The sequence below is a fragment of the Denitratimonas organivorans genome (assembly GCF_037478135.1).
Classification (GTDB): Bacteria; Pseudomonadota; Gammaproteobacteria; order Xanthomonadales; family Xanthomonadaceae; genus Denitratimonas.
In genome coordinates this window covers 1-22,627 of sequence record NZ_JBBHDV010000002.1, presented here as the reverse complement: position 1 = coordinate 22,627, position 22,627 = coordinate 1, and the positions used below count along the sequence as shown (strand labels likewise).

Here is a 22,627-nt window from a genome sequence, read left to right as displayed (position 1 = left end):
ACAACCTTGAGACCTCGGGCCTTGCAGGCATTCGAGCGGTCAATCAGCGCCACGTCGGCTGACCCACCTGCGGTTGTTGAAAAGCGCCTCACCGCTGCGCGGCTTGAGCCGGTCTGCAGAGCGAGGGCGAGAGTCGGGCTCAGGTCCGCGGCAACGTCACACCGCGCTGGCCCTGATACTTTCCACCACGGTCGCGGTAGCTGGTTTCGCAGATTTCGTCCGATTCGAAGAACAGCATCTGCGCCACGCCCTCGTTGGCGTAGATCTTCGCCGGCAGCGGCGTGGTATTGGAGAACTCCAGCGTCACATGGCCTTCCCATTCCGGTTCCAGCGGCGTGACGTTGACGATGATGCCGCAGCGCGCGTAGGTGCTTTTCCCCAGGCACACCACCAGGGTCGAGCGCGGGATGCGGAAATATTCGACGGTGCGCGCCAGTGCAAACGAATTGGGCGGGATGATGCAGACTTCGCCGGTGAAGTCCACGAAATTTCCCGAGTCGAAATCCTTGGGATCGACCACGGTGGAATTGATGTTGGTGAACACCTTGAACTCGTTGGCGCAGCGCACGTCATAACCGTAGCTGCTGGTGCCATACGACACGATCCGCCCGCCGGACGGGTTATGCCGCACCTGGCCGGGCTCGAACGGGGAAATCATGCCCTCTTGCTCCGCCATGCGGCAGATCCAGATGTCGCTCTTGATGCTCATGCAGGACTCGTGCGGTTCGGAACGGGTGACCGGCGATTCTAGCCCGGATACGACGCCGGAAAACGCAGGCGGCGCCACATGCGATGCCCCGCAGCGTTCGCGATCCGGCGCGTGCGCGGCCGCTGCAGCCGGCTCAATCCTCGAGCGGGAAGGCCTGCGTCGCTGCTTCCACTTCCACTTCGCCGGCGTCACCGATCACGTCCACGCCGGGCGGCGGCACGAAGCGGAAGGTGTCCGGAGCGAACGCGGAATTGCGCTTCCAGCCGGAAAACTCGATCCGGGTGCGTTGCCCAAGCGAATCGGTCATGTCCATCCGCAACAGCTGGCCTTCGGCGAATCCCAGGCGGCCGGAACTGAAGCCCGCATCCGCGTCACGCGGCTCCAGCGTCACCCAGTCCAGACCTTCACTCTGGCCACCATCGGCGACGATGAACTGACGCTCCAGTTCGTCCGGGTCGGTCAGCGCACTGAGCGGGCTGCGCTGTTCCTCGGCATCCTGCGGGCGCACCTGCACCTGTTCCAGATCCGGATCGAAGATCCACACGCGGCTGCCATCGGCCACGATCAACTGCGGGAACGGGGTTTCGTATTCCCAGCGGAACTGGCGCGGCACCGCCAATGCAATCCGGCCCTGACTGTCTTCCTCGACGCGGCCATCCGGATCCAGCACACGCTGGCGGAAATCGCCGGACAGGCCCTGCACATCGCGCATGAAGCCTTCCAGCAGGGCCTGCGGTTCGGCCGCATGGGCGAAGGTCCAGGCTGCGGCCATGCCAAGAGCGAACGCGGCACTCATTGCCAGACGACGGGTCGGGGAATTGGGCATGCAGAACCTCCAGCGGGGCAATGGAACGATGGAACGCGGCAGGATGATGCCAGCGTGCTGCGGCCTATGCTGCCGCCCGACGGCCCACCGCCAGATGAATCCGACCAGCGCCGGGTTTCCGCTTCTCAGCGCCGCCCCGCGCCACACCTGGAAGATGCCCAGCGCCATGCACACCACGGCCGGCCAGAAACTGAAGAAAAACAGCAATCCCGGGCCGATCGGATTCGGGTTCGGCCACAGGCCGATGCCGGCCAGCACGATGATCAGCAGCAGCGGCGACCAGCCGACCAGCCGACCAGCCGACCAGTGCGATGATCGCGCCGATCCGGAATATGCGGTTGTTCCAATAGTCCTTCATCGCCGCCTCCGGCGCGCGAATACGGGTTTTCAGCTTACGCCCGGCACGCGGGCGCTGCGCGCATTTTCTGTCGATGCAAACGGCAGTGAAAGCCCGGAATAAGCCGCAGCCGGATCAGGGCTGCACCGAAAGATCCATGCGGATCAGCGGCGCCGGCAGGCGTTCGGAACTGAGCCACAGTGCGCGGCCTTCCGCATCGAAACCCATCGCCTCGGCCTGTGCCATCCACGGCAGATCACGCTGTTGCGGCGGCTGTGCCAGCGCCGCGCCCCAGCCGTCGCGATGGCGCGGCCACAGGTAGATATGCAGGTAACTCATCACTGCGAAATAACGCCCATCGGCGCTGACGTCGGCGGCCGTGATCTGCGAGCGGTAGCGCCCGTAAACCGGGCTGCGCGCCAGATCTTCGGCCGTGGGTTGCACGATGCCGGCCAGGGTGCCGATGCGTTCGGCCTCGTGCAGCGTATCGGGCGGCTGGTTTTCCTCCGGCCACAGTGGCAGCCGGAACAGGTCCGGCGGGGTGCGCTTCTTGCCGATCAGGTAGATCGCACCATGCTGCACATCCACCGCCACCGCTTCGCAGTCGCGCGCGCCATCCGGCCAACGGAAGCGGATCGTGCGCACCACCTCGGCGGCGATATCGTGGTCGGCCAGGGTGCCGGGTTCGGGCAGCAGGTGCAGCGCCAGTTCGGTGCGTATGCCGCCGTTGTCGCCGGTGTCGGCCACCAGCAGCCAGCTGCGGCCGGCATGTTCGAAACTGCTGATGTCTTCCCAGTCGATATTGGGCACCGGCAGTTGCAGCGTGGCGCGGATCCGGCCCTGCACATCGACGCCGTACAGCGCATTGGCGTCGTGACTGTCGTTGTGCATCCAGAAGATGTCCGGATGGCGGCGCGACAGCGCCAGCCCGCTGATTTCCGACAGGCGCGAATCGGTGATCAAGGCCGCCAGCTCCACCCCTTCGGGCAACGGCGGCGGCGGATCGGGCTGCGCATCGCGGCCGGGCTCGCGCGCACCGGCAGGCAGCGCGATCAGGCTCAGCAGCAACAGGGCGGCAATCCGGTTCATCAGGCCCGATGATGCCATGCGTCCGGTCTGCCGGATGAACGCCTGCCACCGCAGCCATGTCGCATCGCGCTTCCGGCCAGGCACTACAATGGCCGGCTGGTGCGATGCTGCTGGAGGCACGAATGAACCTGGATTCACCGGATTTCGGCACACCGTCGAGCAGCAGCGCGGTCCGCCTGCTGTTGCTGGGTTCGGGCGAACTCGGCAAGGAAGTGGCGATTGAAGCGCAGCGCCTGGGCGTGGAGGTGATCGCCGCCGACCGCTATGCCAACGCCCCGGCGATGCAGGTGGCACACCGCGCCGTGGTGCTGGACATGCTCGATCCTGTCACATTGCGTGCGCTGATCGCGGAGGTTCAGCCGCATCTGGTGGTGCCGGAGATCGAGGCCATCCACACCGCGACGCTGGCAGCGATGGAACGCGAGAACGGCCTGTGCGTGGTGCCGACCGCGCGCGCCACCCAGCTGACGATGGACCGCGAAGGCATCCGCCGCCTCGCCGCCGAGGAACTCGGCCTGCCGACGTCGCCCTACCGCTTCGTCGATACGCATGAGGAATACCGCCAGGCGATCAGCACCATCGGCCTGCCCTGCGTGGTCAAGCCGGTGATGAGTTCGTCCGGCAAGGGCCAGAGCCTGGTGCGCGACGAAGCCGGTATCGACAGCGCCTGGGACTACGCCCAGCGTGGCGGCCGCGCCGGCGCCGGACGCGTGATCGTCGAAGGTTTCGTCGCCTTCGATTACGAAATCACCCTGCTGACCGTCAGCCACCGCGACGGCATCGATTTCTGCGCGCCGATCGGCCACACCCAGGAAGACGGCGACTACCGCGAAAGCTGGCAGCCGCAGCCGATGTCGGCGCTCGCGCTGCAACGCTCGCAGGACATCGCGCGCGCCGTGGTGCACGCGCTCGGCGGTCGAGGCGTGTTCGGCGTGGAGCTGTTCGTGCGTGGTGATGAAGTGCTGTTTTCCGAAGTCTCGCCGCGCCCGCACGATACCGGGCTGGTGACGCTGGTCTCGCAGGAACTGTCCGAGTTCGCACTGCATGTGCGCTCCATCCTCGGCCTGCCGATCCCGTTGATCCGCCAATACGGCCCTAGCGCTTCCTGCGCACTGCTGGCGTACGGCCATGGCGTGCCGCGCTTTTCCAGCGTGGCCAATGCGCTGGCCGAAGCCGATACCGCGCTGCGCCTGTTCGGCAAACCAGGAGTCGAAGGCCAGCGCCGCGTCGGCGTCACACTGGCGCGCGCCGACAACATCGACGCAGCACGTGCCAAGGCCTGCGCCGCAGCGGCGAAGATCACGGTGCATCTGGATTGAGCCGCGTCGGCAGTACCGGGAAAGCCGCGCGGTTCGACTCCCGACTCCCGATTCCCGATTCCCGATTCCAGCACCAGACCGCTGGCGCTACATCGAATCCAGATCACCCAGCGCCTGGATCAGACGCCGCGCGCGTTTGTCCGGTTTGTGTGCGGGGGGCTGGTAGCCGGCGCGTTCTGCAGCGCGCAGTGCGCGTTGCTGTTCGCGGCGTTCGCGCGATTCGACGCTTTCCTCGTACAGCGTCTGCGCGACGCTGGCCGGGCCGCGCCTGTCGCTCAGGCCCAGCACCGTCACGTCCCAGGTTTCACCGGCGCGTTCGATTGAAAGCCCGTCACCTTCGCGTACCGTGCGCGAGGGTTTGCAGGTCTGGCCGGCGATCTTCACCTGCGAGCGCGTGATCGCTTCCTTGGCCAGTGCGCGGGTCTTGAAGAAGCGTGCCGCCCAGAGCCAGAGGTCGAGCCGCACGCCGGGGTTTTCTGCACTCATCCGGCGGCAATCCGCTGCTCGGGCTGGCTGCCCTGCACGAAAAACTCCAGCGCGTCCGAGTTCAGGCAGTAGCGGGTGAAGGTCGGCGGCGGGCCATCGGGGAACACATGGCCCAGATGTCCGTCGCAGCGTGCGCAGCGCACTTCGATGCGCACCATGCCGTGGCTGGTATCGCGCACCTGGTACACGTGCTCAGCATCGAACGGGCGCTGGTAGCTGGGCCAGCCGGTGCCCGAATCGAATTTGTCCTGCGAGGAAAACAGCGGCAGCCCGCACAGCGCACAGGCATAGAGGCCATCGAGCTTGTTGTCCAGCAAGCCGCCGCAGAATGGCGCTTCGGTGCCATGCGAGAGCAGGATGTGGCGCTGCTGCGGCGTGAGCCGGGCGGCCAGCGCGAAACGTTCGTCCTGGCTCAGCGGGGTGAGGTCGAAACCGGTGGCGGTGGTCTTGCGCATGGGATTCACTCCTTTCGCAACTGGTCGCCGTACCAGGCCCGGACCTTGGCGACCTTGGGCGCGGCAGCGGCGCGGATGTAGGGCTGCTCCGGGTTCTGCGCCGCGTAGTCCTGATGATGGGCCTCGGCCGGATGGAAGACATCGAATGCTTCCAGCGTGGTGACCACGGGCGAAGGGTAGACACCGGCGGCGTCCAGCTGCGCGATGTAGCGGCTGGCGACCTCGTGCTGCGTCGGGTCGGCGTAGAACACCGCCGAACGGTACTGGGTGCCGATGTCGCCACCCTGGCGGTTGAGCTGGGTCGGATCGTGCGCGACCGAGAAGAACACCTTCAGCAGTTGGCCGTAGCTCAGGCGCTGCGGGTCGTAGCTGATGCGGATCGCTTCGGCATGGCCGGTGCTGCCGGTGCACACCGCTGCGTAATTGGCGCGCGCCGGATCGCCGCCGCTGTAACCGGATTCCACCGCCAGCACGCCATCCAGCTGGCGGTATACCGCCTCGGTGCACCAGAAGCAGCCACCGGCCAGTACCGCCTGCGCCTGCGTGCCGCTGGCGGGTGGATCGAACTGCGGATCGGGGAAAGTTTCGGGCGTAGTGCCCGGCAGGGGACAGGAATCGGCCATGGGTGCTGTCGCATGAGAGGGATGCGTACAGGATGTGGCCACAGGCGTCCGGCTTCAATGCCCGCGCCGGCTGCGAGTGCAGCCGGGCGCGGTCGGAGGACATTATTTCGTCTCGGCGCTGCGCGACTTGGCTGTCTTGCGTGGCGTGGTGACCAGCGCCGGCATCGGGCTGGGCGGCGGCACCGGCGCGGCGGACTTGCTGCCGGCGCTCTTGCGTGGCGGCCCGCTGCTGGTTTTCTTCGCCGCAGCGGCGGCCCTGGCCACAGGTTTTGCGGTTGCGGCAGAGGATGTGGCCGTGCCGGTGGTCGAATCTGCTGTCTTGGCGGCCGACTTTTTGGCGCTGGTCGCGGTTTTGGCGATGGCCTTTGTAGCGGCCTTCTTCGCCGTCTTCTTTACCGGTTTGCTGGCTGCCTTGGCCGCCGGCTTGCGCGCGAGCTTGTTGCCGGGCTGTGCTTCAGCGGCCGGCTTTTTCCCTGCTGAGCGGGCTGCGGCGGTGCTGGCCGGCTTCGCCTTTTCCGCCGTCTTGTCGGCCTTGCCGCCGACCGATGCGCTGTAGACCGCACTGACCGAAGGCACAGCCTGCGCCATGAAACGCTGGAAACCCATCGCCACATCGGAAAACCCGGGCAGTGCGGACAGGCCGCCACCCAGGTTCGGCAGCACGCCGGAACCGACCGCGTCGAAAGCCTCCGAACAGGCCGCCTGCCATTCCCGCAGGGCTTCCTGCAAGCCGTCCGAAAACAGCGTCTGGTTTTCCACCGCATGGGAAATCATTGCCTGCCAGCGACCCACGTCCAGTTGCAGGAACTGCGCCGCCGCATCGGCCGGCAGTGCGGCCAGCTTTTCCAGCGAGAACTCGCTACCCAGCGCGCCAAAGCTGGAAACGCCTTCGTCGAAACGGGTGCTGGCTTCCTCGGCAAACAGGTCGAACCACTGTTTGCCGTTTTCCTGCAATAGGGCCGCGATGCGCAGCGCAAGATCGATATTGGCCTGGTACAGCGCCTTGGGAATGGATGCATCAACAGTCACGGCACACTCCTTTCATGTGGGTGGAGAGGGCAGAACCTTGGACAGGATGTGGGAGGGCAAAACGGCGTCCAATCACCGGCTTGCCACCCAAGGGTAGCGAAATCCGCACACGCCCGTATTGCGATGGATCATGTCGATGCGCGAGGGCGGTACCGGTTGCCTGATAACGGCACGGGCAGCGGCACCGCTCCCATCTCCGGCGCGCGACCTTCGCGCAAGGCAGGCGGGCGCCGCTACGGCTGCGGATCAGTCCCGGTTTGCCTGCGGCGGCGGCGATGCCGCGTCATCGCGCCACAGCGCATCCCAACCGGTGCGCCCCAGTTCGCGCAGACGTGCGATGTTGCGTTCGTAGATGGCGTCGGTATCGGGCACCGCGTCCACCGCGCGTTCGATCGAGGCTTCGCGCAGCAGGTGCAGGGTCGGGTATGGCGAGCGGTTGGTGAAATTGGCCACATCGCCGATCGGCGCATCGACGAATTCGTAATCGGGATGGAAGCTGGCGACCTGCAACTCGCCTTCCAGATTCATCTGCACCAGCGCGGCATCGGCAAGATCGAGAAAATCGTTGAAGCCGGGGAAATCACCGAGCACCTGCGGGTGCACCAGCAGCGTGGTTTCAACCTCGTTTTCGTCGCTGACCGCCAGCCGTTGCAGTTCTTCGCACAGATCCAGCAGCAGGGTTTCTTCATCGCGCGCGGGGCTGACCACGATGCGCACCTGCCCGCGCAGATACGGCGCCCGCGCGAACGGGCACAGGTTCAGGCCGATAACGGCGCGCTCCAGCCAGCGCCGGGTGGCGGCGATGACGGCGGCGTCATCCGGCATGGGCGATGTCATTCGCCGATATCCTCATTCCACAGCTGCGGTTTTTCCCGCATGAAGCGCGCCATCAGTTCGATGCAAGTGGGGTCGTCGAGCACGGTCAGTTCCACGCCGCGGCTGCGCAGCAGTTCTTCCTCGCCCATGAAACTGCGGTTTTCGCCGATCACGATGCGTGGGATGCCGTACAGCAGAATCGCGCCGGAGCACATCGAACACGGCGACAGCGTGGTGTAGAGCGTGCATTCGCGATAGACGCTGGCCGGCTGCCGTCCGGCGTTTTCGAAGGCATCCATCTCGCCGTGCAGGATCGGGCTGCCGTTCTGCACGCGACGGTTGTGGCCGCGCCCGATGATGCGGTCCTGGTGCACGATCACCGAGCCGATCGGGATGCCGCCTTCGTCAAAACCGGCCTGCGCCTGCGCGATGGCTTCCTGCATGAACTGATCCATGAAACCTCCTGCCGCCGCTGCGGCTTACTGTGCCGCGAAATAGGGATTGGTACCGCTGGCGTGATCGGTGACATCGCGCACTGCGGTGACGCCGGGCACCTTGGCCAGCAGGGTTTTTTCGATGCCTTCCTTGAGCGTGACATCGGCCATGCCGCAGCCGTGGCAACCACCGCCGAAACGCAGCACCACCACGCCCTCGGCGGTCACCTGCTCCAGGCTCACACGCCCGCCATGCGAGGCGATCTGCGGATTGATGTCGGCATCGATCACATAGCGCACGCGTTCCACCAGCGAGGCGTCCTCGCCCGGCAGCGCGCCCTTGATGCGCGGGGCGCGGATGTTGAGCTGGCCACCGGTGGCGCTGGGCAGGTAGTCGATTTCAGCCGAATCGAAGAACGGCACGCTGGCCGCATCCACGTACAGCATGAAACCTTCGCACTCGATCTCCCATTCGTCGCCCTGCAGGTCGGAAGGCTCGCAGAATTCCAGCCGCGCATCGGCCGCCGGTGTGCCGCCGTCCACCGCGCGCAGGCGGATGCCGATGGCATCTTCGCCCTGGCTCTGGAGCAGGCGGAGGAAATGGTTCTGGGCAGTGGTGCTGATCTCGATCATGGTCATGGCCGCGATGGGTTCACCGGCCATTCTATCGCCGCAGCAACGGCGCTGACGCAACGCCACGTATACTGGCGGGCCGTGCCCCGCGCCGCAGCGCTCTTCGACCAGGAATCTGTCATGTCCACACTGTCCGAACTGGCCCGCGCCTCCTGCCGTCCGCTGCGCGGCGCCGAACACCGCCTGGCTGCCAGTCAGATCACGGAGAAGCTCGCCGCCCTGCCCGGCTGGGAACTGGTCGAAAAGGATGCGGCGATCTGCAAGACCTTCCGCTTTCCGGACTATTACCGCACCCTGGCCTTCGTCAACGCAGTCGCCTTCATCGCGCATCGCGAAGACCATCATCCGGATCTGGGGGTGCATTACGACCGCTGCGTGATGCGCTGGTCCACGCACGATGTCGGCGGCCTGTCCGACAACGATTTCATCTGCGCGGCCAAGGTCGAACTACTGGCCGGCGCCGACGCCGCCTGAACCCGCACCGCCGGCCATGTGGCGGCTGACGCTGACAGCGGCACTTGCGATTGTCGGGTTGTGGGCCGTGTCCCAGCTCACCGTCGCGACCTGGCTGGCGCAGCAAGCGACACAGCGCGAAGCCGACTGGGCGCAGGGCATCTCGCCCTGGCAGTGGGATTTTTCCGATCCGGCCAGCATCGTGCACGGCGGCAGCCACGGCATCGACAACGCACGTCATTTCAGCGGCGAACTGTGGTTGAGTGCACCGGATGACGGCGTGGTGAACCTGTCGCTGCCGTTGCGCGGCGGCCATATCGACGCGCGCGCGGTGCAGCACGCGCAACTGGAAATCGCCAGCGCCGCCAGCGGCCGCATCCTGCTGTTGCTGGCCCAGCCCGCAGGCCCGCAGCAGTGGAGTGAAGTCCACATTTCCACCGGCGTGCAGCGGCTGCAACTGGCGCTGGCCACCCTGCCCGATGCCGTGCCGGCCGCCGGCCTGCAACTGCGCATCGAAACCACGCCCGGCGCCCATCTGCGGCTGCGCTCGCTCGGTCTTTTCACCACACCCTGCGAGTCGCTTGAAACCTGCCCGGAGTACAGCCGCAGCGCACCGCCATTCGCCACGCCTGAATCCCTGTTGCGCTACCGCGATGCACAGCAGGCGCTGGCCCCGGCGCTCACGATCCGCGCCGGCGGCCATACCGGGCGCACCGGCCAATGGCTCGCCACACATTTGCCTTCCAGTTCCAGTCTGCTGCTGCGGCTGGCCAGCGCGTTACTGCTGGTGCTGGTGGCCAATGCGCTGTGGCGGCGGCTGAAGCCTTCACCCCACGACAGCCCGCGCCGTGCCGGCTGGGAACTGACCACCACACTCGGCCCTGCCATCGCGCTGCTGCTGTCCGGCTGGCCTTCACGGGATACGCCGGTCGAGGTCGATGTCACCCTGCTGTTGTGCCTGGTCGCGCTGATGCTGCTGCCGGCACCCGGACCGCGCCGCTGGCACTGGCGTGGCGACCGCGCCGCGTGGAAGGCCGCGATCGGATTCACCTGCCTGGCGCTGGTGCCGCTGCTGTTGCTGGCATGGCTGGATCCATCCGACACCGGCAGCCGCACACCCGGGCGATACCTGCGCTATCCGCTCTGGGCCACGTTGCAGCAGTGGTTGCTGATCGCCGCGATCGCACCGCGACTGCGTGTACTGCTGCCGGATGCGCGCCACTGCGCACTGGCCTGCGGCCTGATCTTCAGCCTGCTGCACGCACCCAATTTCGCGCTGATGCTGTTCACGCTGGCCGGCGGCACCGCCTGGGCCTTGCTCGGCCAGCGGCACCGCGCGTTGTGGCCATTGATCGTCAGCCACACCCTGCTCGGCCTGGCCCTGGTTCTGCTGGCGCCGCCCTGGCTGCTGCGCTCGGCGGAAATCGGCGGGCGTTATCTGATGGTGCCGTGATGAAAATGACCGGTGCAGTCGGGTTGCAGCAACAGCAGCAGTGCGCTCGTCATGCTCTACAGCAGGAGTCTTGAAGACGCGCTGGGCACGGTCGAAGCTGCTGGCGGCAACGAACTGGCGGTGTGGTCGGAGTGAGATCCTGTCCGGAAACCCACCCGGATATCCGAACCGGTGCAACAATGCCCCCATCATCCGCAGCCCATTCCCCGGAAATCCCGATGACTCTTTCGCATGCCGGTTCCACGCTGTTTGCCGCACCTTCGCCCTGCTGCTGGGCGCATGCAGTTCCCAGCCACAGCCAGCCACATCGGTCGGCATCGCCAACTCTGCTTCCGAGCATTGCCTGAAAAAAGGCGGGAAGCTGGAAATCGTCAAGGAAGCATCCAGCGAGAAAGGCATGTGCCACCTGCCTGATGGCACGGTGATCGAGGAATGGACGTTGTTCCGGCGCGACAATCCCTGACCGGTGGCCGCTTCCGGATACAGAGCCGCCACCGGGATCAGCCCGGACCCAACAACTCCGGTGCCCGCGCTTCGGCCCGCACATGATCGTCAAAGCGCATCGCATGGGCGTGGCGCGCGTCGGCAGGGTGTTCTTGGCTGTGGATCAGCCGCCAATGGGCCGGATCCAAGCGCGGGAAGAAGGCGTCAGCGCCCTCGACCCGCGTATCGACATGCGTCAGATGCAGGGCGTCGGCCAGTGGCAGCGTCAGCGCGTAGATTTCACCGCCGCCGATCACGCACAGTTCGGTCGCGTGTTCGCGCTGCGCCAGTTCCAGTGCCTGCGCGATATCGGCCACCGCCTGCATGCCCTCGAACGGCACCTGGCCGCTGCGGGTCAGCACCAGATTGGTACGGCCCGGCAGTGCGCGGCCGAGTGATTCGGCGGTCTTCCGACCCATCAAAATGGGTTTGCCGAGCGTCAATGACTTGAAACGCCTCAGGTCGTCGGGCAGATGCCAGGGCATGGCATTGCCCTTGCCGATGGCGTGATGGCGATCCAGCGCGGCGATGAGTACGAGTCGCGGGCTTGTCTGCTCCCTCTCCCCCAATGGCATTGGGGGAGAGGGCTGGGGTGAGGGGGGCTTTTTGTCACCGCCAGAAACAAAAGCACTCGCACCTGCGGTGCGCACCCCCTCACCCCAACCCTCTCCCCCGCCGCTGGCGGGGGAGAGGGAGAAGGACTGCGGCCCACTCACACCGCCACCGGCGCTTTGATCGCCGGCCACGGGTCGTAGCCTTCAAATGCGATGTCGTCGTAGCCGAACGCGAACAGATCGTGCACATCGGGGTTGAGCGCCAGCCGCGGCAGCGTGCGCGGGGTGCGGGCCAGTTGTTCGCGTGCCTGTTGCAGATGATTGGCATACAGATGCGCATCACCCAGCGTATGCACGAAATCGCCGACTTCCAAGTCGCAGGCGCGCGCCACCAGATGGGTCAGCAGCGCGTAGCTGGCGATGTTGAATGGCACGCCGAGGAAGATGTCGGCGCTGCGCTGGTAGAGCTGGCAGGAGAGCTTCCCGTCCGCGACATAGAACTGGAACAGCGCATGGCAAGGCTGCAAGGCCATCTTCGGCAGATCCGCGACATTCCACGCGCTGATCACCAGCCTGCGCGAATCCGGATTGCGGCGGATTTCATCCAGCAGCCACTGCATCTGGTCGAACACCTGCCCGTCCGCGCCCTGCCAGCGGCGCCACTGGTGGCCGTAGACCGGGCCGAGATCACCGTCGGCATCGGCCCATTCGTCCCAGATGGTGACCTTGTTGTCGCGCAAATAGCCGATGTTGGTATCGCCTTTCAGGAACCACAGCAGCTCGTGCACGATCGAGCGCAGGTGCAGCTTCTTGGTCGTGACCAGCGGAAAGCCTTCGGCCAGATCAAAGCGCATCTGCCAGCCGAACACGCTGCGCGTGCCAGTGCCGGTGCGATCGCCTTTTTCCGTGCCGTGCTCCAGCACATGGGAAAGCAGATCCAGGTATTGCCGCATCTCAAGGGTTCTCCGCGCGCAGCGCCAGCGTGGGTGCGCGGCGCGAACGCCACAGCAGCCACAGGCCGACCAGTATCAGCGGAATCGACAGCACTTGCCCCATCGTCAGCCAGCCGAAGGCCAGATAGCCCAGATGCGCATCCGGCTCACGCACGAATTCCACCAGAAAACGGAACACGCCATACAGCAGCGCAAACAGCCCCGACACCGCATAGCGCGGGCGCGGTTTGCGCGAGAACCACCACAGCACGGCAAACATCAGCAGCCCTTCGAGAAACGCCTGATACAGCTGGGAAGGATGCCTGGCATAAACCTCCAGCGCACCGGAGGCATGCATCTGGCGCAGCGCATCAGCCGGCAGCGTAGCCAGATCGGCAGGCAAGGAGTTGCGGAACACCACGCCCCATGGCGCATCGGTGTGGTGGCCCCACAGTTCACCGCCGATGTAGTTGCCCAGCCGCCCGAAACCCAGCCCCGGCGGCACCAGCGGCGCGATGAAATCCACGCTGTCGAAAAAATGCAGCCGGTGCTTGCGCGACCACCACGCCACCGCCGCCAGCACCCCGAGCAGGCCGCCGTGGAAGCTCATGCCGCCCTCCCAGACACGCAGGGCATACATCGGATCGGCCAGCACATGCGGAATGCCGTAGAACAGCAGATAGCCGATACGCCCGCCCAGCAGCACCCCGAGCATGGCGTAGAAGATCAGGTCCGAATACGCCGCCTCGTCCACCGGCAAACGCCCGGCCCGGATGCGGCGCAGGCCCAGCCACCATGCGAGTGCGAAACCGGCCAGATACATCAGGCCGTACCAGTGCACCGCGACCGGGCCAAGCTGGATCGCCACCGGATCGATGGTATGCAGGATGCTCATGTCAGCTCGGCAGGATGCGGCAGATGAAGCCCTTCAGGTAATCGCTTTCCGGGATCGCCGCCTGCACCGGATGGTCGGGGCCCTGCTGCAGGCGTTCCAGCACCTGCGCCTGGCGGTCCAGATGGCGGGCACCGGCGTTGATCGCGTCCAGCAGGGTATCGCGCTGCATGTGCTGGCTGCACGAACAACTGACCAGCAGGCCGTCGCGTTCCAGCACCTGCATCGCCATTTCGTTGATGCGGCGATACGCCACGGAACCTTCCTTGAAATCCTTGCGGCGCTTGATGAAAGCCGGCGGATCCACGATCACCACATCCCAGCGGCGGCGCTCGGCGCGTGCCTGCTTCAGGAACTCGAAAGCATCGGCGCGCACCGCTTCGACCTTCTCGGCCATGCCGTTGAGCGCGGCATTGTTCGATGTGGCTTCCACCGCGCGCGCCGAACTGTCCACGCAGGTGACCTGACTGGCGCCAAATCCGGCCGCACGGATGCCCCAGGCGCCTACGTAGGAAAACAGATCCAGCACCCGCGCGCCGCGCACATACGGCGCCAGGCGATCACGGTTGGCGCGCTGGTCGTAGAACCAGCCGGTCTTCTGCCCTTCCAGCGGATCCACTTCGAAGTGGAAACCGCCTTCTTCCACCGTCAGCGGGCCAGCGTGTTCGCCCAGCGCCACCTGGACATGGCGATCCAGCGATTCCAGCTCACGCGCCTGGCTGTCGTTCTTCCAGATCAGCGCGGAAGGCTTGAGCACCTTCTCGATCGCGGCCTCGATCTCGCCGCGCAGGCGCTCCATGCCGGCAGTGCCGATCTGGCCCACGAGCACATCGCCGAAGCGATCCAGAACCAGGCCGGGCAGCCCGTCGGATTCACCGAACACCAGGCGGTAGAACGGCGCCTCGTACAATTTTTCGCGCAGCGCCAGCGCCACGTTCAAGCGGTGCACGAACAGCGAACGGTCCAGCGCATGCCCGCTGCGGTCCACCACGCGCGCGGCGATCAGCGTGGACGGGTTGACGTAACCACTGCCGATCTGGCGCCCGCCGGCCTCGGCGATGATCACCGGATCGCCGGCGGCAAAGCCGGTCAACGGCGTGCGCGCCACGTCGATCTCGTTGCTGAAAACCCAGCTATGGCCGGCGCGCAGGCGGCGATCCCCACCGCGGTTGAGCAGCAGGACGGGAAGCGATGCATCAGTCATGGAAAATCCTTGAAGAAACCGCAGATGCCGGTCGGCACCCGCGTGAAAAAACCGGCACTCACGCCGGATATGCTCTCAGACCCGGTGCATCAGGCCCACAGCCGTGGCAACAGCAGCAGACCCCAGACCAGCAGCACGTTCATCATGAACACGAACACCGCCGCCGAGCCCATGTCCTTGGCGCGGCCGATCAGCTCGTGACGCTCCGGCCCGAAGCGGTCCACCGCCGCCTCCAGCGCCGAGTTCAACACCTCGGCACCGAGCACCGCCAACAGGCAGGACACCAGCAGCACGCGCTCGACCGCATCCTGGCCCAGCCAGACACCCAGCGGCGCCAGCACCGCGAACAGCATGCATTCGAGCCGGAACGAGGACTCCAACCGCCAGCAGGCGACCAGCCCCTGCCATGACCAGCGCAGCGCCCGCAGCACCTGCGTCGGGCCGCGCAGGAAGCCGGCCTTCGGCCCGTCAGCCATGACGCCACCGCAGGCCGGAGCCGGCACGCGCAATCATCTCATTCATGCGGCCCATCACCCGGTCCAGCCTGCCATCACTTGTCCTGTTCGGCCGCGCCGCCGGTCCAGATCGGCGCATTCCACGCGAAACGCGAATGCCGCGCCAGCTCTTCCGGCGTCAGCATGCCGTTGTAGCGCTGCCCGCGAATGATCCAGGTCGGGAAACTGTCGATGCCCTGCGAGGCGCATTCGAACGCGATCGCGCCGTTGCGCCCGTTCGGGCTGCATTCCACGTATGGCAGCTTGTCGGCCGAACGTCCGAACATGCGCCGCTGCTTGAGGCAGTTCGGGCACCAGAACGCACCGTAATACTTGGCATCGCTGCGCTCGCTCAGATGCACCGCCAGCGCATCCAGGCGCGGATCGGCCGGCGGTGAAAGCCAACCGGCCTGCGCCGCGGCGATCAGCAGCAAGGCCGGCAACAACGTCATCGCATGCAGCCCGATCCAGCGCGGCCAGCCGCCATTGGGCCCCTGCGCCGGGCGACGCAGCGTGGCCAGCACGAAGATTGCTGTGATCAGCAGCAGCGAAATGGTGCACCACAGGCAGAACGCACCCAGCCCGACGGCGGCCACGATCGTCAGGTAAACACTGATCAGCAGGCCGATCAGCGACAGCGTCCAGAGCCGGCGCCAGCGCGCCGCAGCATGATTGCCGGTGACGGACACCAGCGCGATCAGCGCGTACAGGCCCAATCCCCACAGCGCGACCGGCAGACCAAACAGCGTCGACCAGCGGCTCTCCTGCACGATCTCGCAGGACGAACCTTCGGCACAGAACGCCGCACCGCCGGCGGACATGTTCACGAACAATAGATAGGCGGTCAGCAGCACGCCCAGGATCGCCAGCACCAGGATCGGCCGATCCGGCGCCAACCGGGGCCGTTTTACCGCAGTGGCGGCGGTCTTTGCCTGTGGTTTCCTGCGTGCTCTGGCCATCGGTTCCTGCGCTCCCCTTGTCATGTTCTGTCATCAACGCCACGGTGGCGTGGCGCGGAAGGTTATCAGGCCGGCCGATGTCCGCGTTAGCCGGCAGCGGCCTCCCGGATCACGGCAATTGTGCGCGATTGTGAAAAATCCCCGCCAGGACCAGAACCTGCGGAGATTTGCCGTATGCTCTTGTGCCCCTTCGCCACGCAGACCGAGCCCGGAAGCATGTCCTCGCCCCGCACCCTGTCCATCGTTGGCGCGTCCGAGGAAACCACCGCGCACGTCCGCCTGCTGATGCGTATGGCTGGCCGCCAGCTGCAGCACCGCTGGCAACTGCGCGAGGGCGAGGAAGCGGATCTGGTCATCATCGAACCGGGCGACGACATCGCCACCCGCACCCTGCCGGCCCGTTGCCAGGCTGCCGGCATTCCATTCGCGATCCTTGCCGATGAAGGCAGCGTCGTGGTTCACGGCATGGTGCTGCGCCGCCCGCTGCGCATGGATCAACTGGTCGCGGTGCTGAACGCCGCCGGCCAGATGCGCGAAGACGCCCGCGTGGTCAGCAGTATCGATGCGGATTTCTACAATGCCGAACTGGGCGACCTGGTGCCGCAGGGCAGCACCAGCCCGGACACACATTGGGACCAGCCGCAACACGAACAGGAACTGCCGCCGCCGGCGCCGCCACCTGCTTCAGACAGCGGTCTGGACGCACTCGATCTGCTGATCCACGGCGACCCGCTGATTGAGCCCGAACCGCCGACGCCACTGGTGGACGAGGACACCACACTGGATGCGCGCCAGGGCGGCGACACCGCACGCAGCACACTGCGGCGCGAGGACCGCAGCTACGACGCCAATCTGATCGGCATCACTCCGCTGGATGTGGCACCGATCTCGCGCACCCCGCTCGTGCGTGCCAGCAAGCCGGCCCAAGAGCGCACCGCCACCGCGCACTTGGCCGAACTGCTGAAAAGTGGCGCCATCCTCAGCCCCACCCGGATCAATGGCGAAGGCCTGCCGGAACTGGTGCTGGACCCGAAACTGCGCCGTTACTATTCCCGCGCCCAGCTGCACGAACTGCTGCCCTACGCCGAAGCCCCGGCGGAGCACTTGCGCACCGGCTCGATCGTCGGCAGCGAACTGCAACGCGTGCGTGACAGCCAGATCCCGCGCTCGTTCGACGAACTGCAATGGCTGCTCGCACTGGCCACCTCGCGCGGGCGGCTGGATTCGCGCCTGGACCCGGGCGGCAGCTACAGCATCCGCAATGCCCTGGTCGCCGCCACCGAACTGCGCTCGCACGGGCGCATCGCCGCCCTGATGGCCACGCCGATGCCGCTGCACGAAATCGCCCGCGCCAGCGGCGCACGGATGGAAGAAGTCTTCGACATCGTCAACGCCTACCACGCCATCGGCCGCATCGAGTACATCCCGCGCCAGCGCCTGCAAGGCATTCCACCGACACCGCCGGCCCAGGGCGGCGAAGCGACCCGCAGCCGCCTGGCACGGTTGTTCGGCAAGAAGTGAGCACAATAGCGGGGCTTGCGCACCCGTGCCTCGTCACTCGATGAAAATCCCGACTGCGCACATCCAACCGAGCATCCCGGACAAGGCCAAAGGCCGCACCCGGGGCCGAAAATCACCGGGAAAGCCACACCCGGGTGCGCGGTGCTTACCCGGGCTACATGGTTTGCTGCGAAGTCCGCACAGATCGGTGTGAGCCTGACGAGCTCCGTCATCCGGAGGCTCGGCGGCGCGATACCATGCGACGGTCAGCATCCCGAGTTAGTTCAGGACATGGAAGACAAACCCAAGCGCTCCCCCGCCCTGCGCCTGTTCAACGCCCTCTGCGCGACGGCGCTGATCGCGGCGGTCATCTTCGTGCTCGTTGCCGGATTCCATTCCGGTGCGATGGCGATGGCGGCGCTGGCCATCGCATCGGTGGCTGTGCCGGTGGTGATCGGTGGCGTGGGCATCGTGGAGATGCTGACGGGCCTGGTCGAGGCGCTGGTGGATGGCGTGATGGCGATCATCGAGTGCATCGTCGGCGCGATTTCCGGATTGTTCGGATAGCCATATGAAACCCACGACGCACAACGTGCTGGTTGTCTGCGGCAAGAGCCGGCTGCGCAGCCCGACCGCGAACACGCCTCCGCCGCCTGATCCGGCGCGGTCCGCGACAACGGCATGACCACGGTCGCACTCCTGTCACATCGGGCACCGCCCGCCGCAGCCATGCCGACGCAGGCAGGGCACCTTTCCCAAATCCACGCTGAACAGGGAGGTCCGGCTGGCGTATCATGGCCGGCGCCATCACTTGCCCGTGCGGGACCAATGCCCAGCAGATCGACCAGCCCCTATCCGCCCGTCCGCCTGATCCAGCCCGGCCCCCCGAACCCGGTGGCCGCCGACGATGGCGACGAGTACGAGTTCTGCAGCACCTGCGCGTTCTCCGGGGTGTGCCTGGAACAGGGCTATGACAAATCCGCGCTGGCGGATCTGCACTGTCTGGTCGAACACGTCGGCCCGTTCCACGAAGGCGAATACGTGTTCCGCGAGGGCGAACCGTTCAAGGCCATCGCCGCGATCCGTGGCGGCACGGTCAAGACCTGCACCACCGACAGCGAAGGCCGCGAGCAGGTGCTCGGCTTCTTCCTGCCCGGCGAGATCATCGGCCTGAATGCGATCCACCCCGAGCACTACCCCTGCGATGTGGTGGCGCTGAGCCCGACCTACCTGTGCCGCTTCTCGTTCCCGAAGATCGCGCTGCTGGCCACGCGCATGCCGGGTTTGCAGGCGCAACTGTTCCGGCTGCTGAGCCAGGACATCGGCAAGGCCGGCCTGCTGGCCGGTGATTTCAGTGCCGACGAGCGCGTGGCGGCCTTTATCCTGGGCCTGTCCGAACGCTTCCGCGTGCGCCGCCTGCCGCACCTGTGCTTCACCCTGACGATGACCCGCAGCGACATCGGCAACTATCTGCGCCTGGCCCCGGAAACGGTGAGCCGGGTGCTGCGCCGGATGCAGGACGAGGGCCTGCTGAAAGTGGAACGGCGCGAGCTTCAGATCATGGACCTGGCACGTCTGCAACAGCTGGCAAAGACAATCCTGCGCGGCAGCTGATCCAGGTCAGTTCGTTTCCGGATACCGCTGGGTACGATGCTGCGGCCAACGCAATATCTGTCTCCGAGGAGAGATCATGGATACGACCAAACGACTGTGGTGGGGCCTGTCGACCCTGCTGATCGTCACCTTCGCCATCATGTTGTGGATGGGTCGCGAGATCCACCAGCAAGCACCGCCGCTTCCATCGAAAATCGTCACGGAAAGCGGTCAGGTCGTCTTCACCAAGGAAGATCTCGAAACCGGACGTGTGGTCTGGCAGAGCTTCGGCGGCCAGCAGATCGGCTCCATCTGGGGCCACGGCGCGCTGCTGGCACCGGACTGGTCGGCCGAATGGCTGCACAAGGAAGCGCTTGCGATCCTGGACGAGCGCGCCCTGGCACAGTACGGCAAGCACTACGACGAACTGCCCGAGGACGACCAGGCCAGGCTCCAGACCCAGGTGCGGCCCAGCCTGCGCACCAACACCTACGATCCCGAGACCGACACGCTCATCATTTCCGATGAACGCGCCCGTGCCATCGAAGTGGTGTCGGCGCACTACGACGGCGTTTTCTCCGACAACCCGGCCATGGCCGACCTGCGTGAAACCTACGCGCTGCGCGAGAACCCGATCCCGGACGCCGAGCATCGCCGCCTGATGTCGGGCTTCTTCTTCTGGGCCTCGTGGGCCACGGTGACCGAGCGCCCGGGCAGTGACATCACCTATACCCACAACTTCCCGCACGAGCCGCTGGTGGGCAACACGCCCACTTCCAGCAGCTTCATGTGGTCGATGTTCAGCATCCTGCTGATGATCGCCGGCATCGCGCTGCTGGTCTGGCACTACGCGGCCTTCCACGCGCAGGAGGAACCGCTGGTTCCACCCAGGACCGACCCGTCGCTGAAGATCGGGGTCACGCCTTCGATGCGTGCGGTCGGCAAGTACTTCTGGGTGGTGATGGGCCTGTTCCTGGTGCAGATCCTGCTGGGCGCGACCACGGCCCACTATCAGGTCGAAGGCCAGGCCGCGTATGGTCTGCCGCTGGCTGAAATCCTGCCCTATACGCTGACCCGTACCTGGCATACCCAGCTGGCGATTCTGTGGATCGCGACCGCCTGGCTGGCCACCGGCCTGTACCTGGCCCCGGCCATCTCCGGGCATGAGCCGAAGTTCCAGCGCCTGGGTGTCAACTTCCTGTTCATCAGCCTGATCCTGATCGTGGTGGGCTCGTTCGCCGGCCAGTGGATGGCGGTGATGAACAAGCTCGGCCTGGCGCAGAACTTCTGGTTCGGTCACCAGGGCTGGGAATACACCGACATCGGCCGCTTCTGGCAGATCTACCTGTTCATCGGCCTGATGCTGTGGCTGTTGCTGATGGGTCGCGCGCTGTGGCCGGCACTCAAGCGCAAGGACGAAATGTCCTCGATTGCCGGGCTGCTGTTCCTGTCGGTGATCGCGATCGGCCTGCTGTACGCGGCCGGCCTGATGTGGCACGAGCATTCGCACATCTCGATCATCACCTACTGGCGTTTCTGGATCGTGCACCTGTGGGTGGAGGGCTTCTTCGAGGTCTTCGCGGTGGCGGTGATCAGCTTCATCTTCGTCAAGCTGGGCCTGGTGCGCGGCAAGACGGCCACCATCGCGGTGCTGTTCGCCACCATCGTGTTCATGGCCGGCGGCGTGCTGGGCATGTTCCACCATTTGTACTTCTCCGGCACGACAACCGCGATCATCGCGGTGGGAGCGAGTATCTCGGCACTGGAGGTGGTGCCGCTGGCGCTGATCGGCCTGGAGGCCTATGACACTTGGAAGAACGGCCGCGCCACGCCGTGGATGTCGCGCCACAAGTGGCCGATCATGTTCTTCCTGGCGGTCAGCTTCTGGAACCTGGTGGGTGCCGGCCTGCTCGGCTTCCTGATCAACACGCCGATCGCGCTGTACTTCATGCAGGGCACCAACCTGACCGCAGCCCACGGCCACACCGCGCTGTTCGGCGTGTACGGCATGCTGGGCATGGGCCTGATGCTGTACTGCCTGCGTGGCCTCAAGCCGGACCTGGTCTGGCGCGAGGGGCTGATCCGCTCGGCCTTCTGGGCGTTCAACATCGGCCTGGTCCTGATGACGGTGCTGACTCTGCTGCCGATGGGCGTGCTGCAACTGGAAGCCAACATGGAACACGGCTACTGGTTCGCCCGCTCGGCCGAGTTCATGGATCGTCCGATCATCGACGTGCTGGTCTGGCTGCGCACCCCGGGCGATGTGGTATTCGCCGCCGGCGCGGTGCTGATGGCCGCCTTCGTGGCCTCGCTGTGGCTGGCACCAGGCACCGCGCGCGACCCTGCCGCACTGGTTGAGGAAGACCACAACCCGGCCTGACTGCAACACGCACAGGCCAACACGAAAAAGGGGCGGCTTCGGCCGCCCCTTTTTTGTTTCCGCGACAAAAATGCGCCGGCCGCACACGCATGCATACGAAGGTTTCCGAGCACTTCTCCGATGAACACACAGGATCTCGCCGGCAAATGTCCGGAAAGCGCACTGCTTCGGGTTGTTGATGCTTTCGCATCCCTCGATGGAGTCAGACATGCATCAACCCGTCCTTTCTGCCCGGTGTTGCAGCAGTTGGCTGCTGCTGGCGACAGTTTTCGTTGTATCGGCAAGCCAGGCACGATCCCCGCATGATCCCGGGGCGGCACCACAGGCCATGCTCGCGGTGCATACCGTCGGCGAACAGGCCGATTGCGACTTTTTCAGCCTGCAGGATGCGATCAATGCTGCGGCCCCAGGCGACACCATCCGAATCGCCCGCAGCACCAGCCACGAGGGCAACACCTACGCCCTGTACGGCAAGAGCCTGACACTGCAAGGCGGTTTCGACAGCTGCGATGCAGGGGAGGCGCCATCCGGCCGCACCACGCTGGATGCCCATGGCGCCAATCAGCCGGTACTGGACATCTGGCAAGGCGCCACACCACCCGACCAGATGCGCGTGGTGCTGCGCGATCTGGAACTGCGCCGTGGCAATGGTGGCCTGAAGATGGAAGGCCAGCTCGGTCGTCTCAGCGTCCAGTTGCAAAACACCGGCATCATTGAGAACGCCTCATCCACTTCCGGCGGCGGCATCAAGGTCCTCATTCCCCATGACAGTGCCCATGACGGCAACTCACAGTCGCTGCTGCGCATCGACAACGACAGCCAAATCAGCCACAACTCCAGCGATGGCGATGGCGGTGGCATCTATTGCTGGCAGCCCTCGGGCACCCACTTTTCCCGGGCGGATTCAACCGCGAAGTGCAACGCGTGAGTGGTGAAAGAATACCTCGAAAGGGGTGAGGAAGCGGTGGCGTTTC

The 22,627-nt window shown here is 65.7% G+C and carries 27 protein-coding genes; 11 read left to right on the top strand and 16 right to left on the bottom strand.

Translation table 11 applies throughout. The features are described 5' to 3' along the window. Positions 1–139: 139 nt before the first annotated feature. Complete coding sequence (gene dcd, locus WDB66_RS02395) at positions 140–709, bottom strand: dCTP deaminase (RefSeq protein WP_339396832.1); 570 nt, start codon at positions 707–709, stop codon at positions 140–142. A gap of 133 nt (positions 710–842) precedes the next feature. Further along, a complete protein-coding gene (gene lolA, locus WDB66_RS02390; protein WP_339396831.1) occupies positions 843–1,535 on the bottom strand; it encodes an outer membrane lipoprotein periplasmic chaperone LolA in 693 nt (230 codons plus the stop codon). Between the two features lie 94 nt (positions 1,536–1,629). Between lolA and WDB66_RS02385 the strand changes: the two genes are divergently transcribed. Continuing rightward, positions 1,630–1,995 (top strand): hypothetical protein, encoded by a 366-nt coding sequence (locus WDB66_RS02385; protein WP_339396830.1) that lies wholly within the window; start codon positions 1,630–1,632, stop codon positions 1,993–1,995. A 12-nt stretch (positions 1,996–2,007) separates the two neighbouring features. Here WDB66_RS02385 and WDB66_RS02380 read toward each other — a convergent pair whose 3' ends face one another. Then, on the bottom strand, positions 2,008–2,961 hold the full coding sequence (locus tag WDB66_RS02380) for a hypothetical protein (protein ID WP_339396829.1): 954 nt from the start codon (positions 2,959–2,961) through the stop codon (positions 2,008–2,010). A gap of 122 nt (positions 2,962–3,083) precedes the next feature. On the opposite strand from WDB66_RS02380, the gene purT reads away from it, so the two are divergent. Next, positions 3,084–4,280 carry a formate-dependent phosphoribosylglycinamide formyltransferase gene (gene purT / locus WDB66_RS02375; protein ID WP_339396828.1) on the top strand — a complete coding sequence of 399 codons (1,197 nt, stop codon included), beginning with the start codon at positions 3,084–3,086 and terminating at the stop codon, positions 4,278–4,280. An 87-nt stretch (positions 4,281–4,367) separates the two neighbouring features. On the opposite strand, the gene WDB66_RS02370 is transcribed toward purT, so the two are convergent. The 7 genes from WDB66_RS02370 to WDB66_RS02340 all read right to left on the bottom strand — a co-directional run bounded on the left by WDB66_RS02370 (position 4,368) and on the right by WDB66_RS02340 (position 8,756). After that, on the bottom strand, positions 4,368–4,766 hold the full coding sequence (locus WDB66_RS02370) for an RNA-binding S4 domain-containing protein (RefSeq protein ID WP_339396827.1): 399 nt from the start codon (positions 4,764–4,766) through the stop codon (positions 4,368–4,370). Further along, positions 4,763–5,221, bottom strand: a complete 459-nt coding sequence (msrB, locus tag WDB66_RS02365; RefSeq protein ID WP_339396826.1) for a peptide-methionine (R)-S-oxide reductase MsrB — start codon at positions 5,219–5,221, stop codon at positions 4,763–4,765. The genes WDB66_RS02370 and msrB overlap by 4 nt, the downstream gene beginning before the upstream one ends. 5 nt (positions 5,222–5,226) lie before the next feature. After that, complete coding sequence (gene msrA, locus WDB66_RS02360) at positions 5,227–5,844, bottom strand: peptide-methionine (S)-S-oxide reductase MsrA (protein WP_339396825.1); 618 nt, start codon at positions 5,842–5,844, stop codon at positions 5,227–5,229. A gap of 102 nt (positions 5,845–5,946) precedes the next feature. Then, positions 5,947–6,873, bottom strand: coding sequence for a hypothetical protein (locus WDB66_RS02355; RefSeq protein WP_339396824.1), 927 nt, complete (start codon positions 6,871–6,873; stop codon positions 5,947–5,949). A gap of 246 nt (positions 6,874–7,119) precedes the next feature. Further along, positions 7,120–7,710 (bottom strand): DUF1415 domain-containing protein, encoded by a 591-nt coding sequence (locus WDB66_RS02350; RefSeq protein WP_339396823.1) that lies wholly within the window; start codon positions 7,708–7,710, stop codon positions 7,120–7,122. Further along, positions 7,707–8,144: a nucleoside deaminase gene (locus tag WDB66_RS02345; RefSeq protein ID WP_339396822.1), complete on the bottom strand. Its 438-nt coding sequence runs from the start codon at positions 8,142–8,144 to the stop codon at positions 7,707–7,709. The genes WDB66_RS02350 and WDB66_RS02345 overlap by 4 nt, the downstream gene beginning before the upstream one ends. Positions 8,145–8,168: 24 nt before the next feature. Further along, positions 8,169–8,756 (bottom strand): NfuA family Fe-S biogenesis protein, encoded by a 588-nt coding sequence (locus tag WDB66_RS02340; RefSeq protein WP_339397229.1) that lies wholly within the window; start codon positions 8,754–8,756, stop codon positions 8,169–8,171. Positions 8,757–8,876: 120 nt separating this feature from the next. Between WDB66_RS02340 and WDB66_RS02335 the strand changes: the two genes are divergently transcribed. From WDB66_RS02335 to WDB66_RS02325, 3 genes are all read left to right on the top strand, one after another. Then, on the top strand, positions 8,877–9,230 hold the full coding sequence (locus WDB66_RS02335) for a 4a-hydroxytetrahydrobiopterin dehydratase (RefSeq protein WP_339396821.1): 354 nt from the start codon (positions 8,877–8,879) through the stop codon (positions 9,228–9,230). 67 nt (positions 9,231–9,297) lie between these two features. Beyond that, positions 9,298–10,662, top strand: a complete 1,365-nt coding sequence (locus tag WDB66_RS02330; protein WP_339396820.1) for a CPBP family glutamic-type intramembrane protease — start codon at positions 9,298–9,300, stop codon at positions 10,660–10,662. Between the two features lie 70 nt (positions 10,663–10,732). Further along, positions 10,733–11,125 carry a putative hemolysin gene (locus WDB66_RS02325; protein ID WP_339396819.1) on the top strand — a complete coding sequence of 131 codons (393 nt, stop codon included), beginning with the start codon at positions 10,733–10,735 and terminating at the stop codon, positions 11,123–11,125. Between the two features lie 37 nt (positions 11,126–11,162). On the opposite strand, the gene WDB66_RS02320 is transcribed toward WDB66_RS02325, so the two are convergent. The 6 genes from WDB66_RS02320 to WDB66_RS02295 form a co-directional block, all read right to left on the bottom strand. After that, positions 11,163–11,720, bottom strand: a complete 558-nt coding sequence (locus WDB66_RS02320) for a dihydrofolate reductase (protein ID WP_339396818.1) — start codon at positions 11,718–11,720, stop codon at positions 11,163–11,165. Between the two features lie 137 nt (positions 11,721–11,857). Beyond that, positions 11,858–12,652 carry a thymidylate synthase gene (locus WDB66_RS02315; RefSeq protein WP_339396817.1) on the bottom strand — a complete coding sequence of 265 codons (795 nt, stop codon included), beginning with the start codon at positions 12,650–12,652 and terminating at the stop codon, positions 11,858–11,860. 1 nt (position 12,653) lies between these two features. Next, positions 12,654–13,526: a prolipoprotein diacylglyceryl transferase gene (lgt, locus tag WDB66_RS02310; RefSeq protein ID WP_339396816.1), complete on the bottom strand. Its 873-nt coding sequence runs from the start codon at positions 13,524–13,526 to the stop codon at positions 12,654–12,656. A 1-nt stretch (position 13,527) separates the two neighbouring features. Next, entirely contained in the window at positions 13,528–14,727 is a 1,200-nt protein-coding gene (locus tag WDB66_RS02305; RefSeq protein WP_339396815.1) for a class I SAM-dependent rRNA methyltransferase, read from the bottom strand. Positions 14,728–14,816: 89 nt separating this feature from the next. Next, positions 14,817–15,203 (bottom strand): diacylglycerol kinase, encoded by a 387-nt coding sequence (locus WDB66_RS02300; RefSeq protein WP_339396814.1) that lies wholly within the window; start codon positions 15,201–15,203, stop codon positions 14,817–14,819. A gap of 74 nt (positions 15,204–15,277) precedes the next feature. Then, complete coding sequence (locus WDB66_RS02295) at positions 15,278–16,093, bottom strand: vitamin K epoxide reductase family protein (RefSeq protein ID WP_339396813.1); 816 nt, start codon at positions 16,091–16,093, stop codon at positions 15,278–15,280. Between the two features lie 303 nt (positions 16,094–16,396). Here WDB66_RS02295 and WDB66_RS02290 point away from each other — a divergent pair, with 303 nt between their 5' ends. From WDB66_RS02290 to WDB66_RS02265, 6 genes are all read left to right on the top strand, one after another. Then, positions 16,397–17,701, top strand: coding sequence for a hypothetical protein (locus tag WDB66_RS02290; protein WP_339396812.1), 1,305 nt, complete (start codon positions 16,397–16,399; stop codon positions 17,699–17,701). Positions 17,702–17,890: 189 nt separating this feature from the next. Beyond that, positions 17,891–18,247, top strand: a complete 357-nt coding sequence (locus tag WDB66_RS02285; protein WP_339396811.1) for a hypothetical protein — start codon at positions 17,891–17,893, stop codon at positions 18,245–18,247. 261 nt (positions 18,248–18,508) lie between these two features. Beyond that, on the top strand, positions 18,509–19,294 hold the full coding sequence (locus WDB66_RS02280; protein ID WP_339396810.1) for a helix-turn-helix domain-containing protein: 786 nt from the start codon (positions 18,509–18,511) through the stop codon (positions 19,292–19,294). A gap of 76 nt (positions 19,295–19,370) precedes the next feature. Further along, on the top strand, positions 19,371–21,653 hold the full coding sequence (locus WDB66_RS02275; RefSeq protein WP_339396809.1) for a nitric-oxide reductase large subunit: 2,283 nt from the start codon (positions 19,371–19,373) through the stop codon (positions 21,651–21,653). A 120-nt stretch (positions 21,654–21,773) separates the two neighbouring features. Beyond that, entirely contained in the window at positions 21,774–21,959 is a 186-nt protein-coding gene (locus WDB66_RS02270) for a hypothetical protein (RefSeq protein WP_339396808.1), read from the top strand. A gap of 22 nt (positions 21,960–21,981) precedes the next feature. After that, the gene (locus WDB66_RS02265; protein ID WP_339396807.1) at positions 21,982–22,581 is read left to right on the top strand and encodes a right-handed parallel beta-helix repeat-containing protein; all 600 of its coding nucleotides are present in this window, start codon (positions 21,982–21,984) and stop codon (positions 22,579–22,581) included. Positions 22,582–22,627 lie beyond the last annotated feature (46 nt).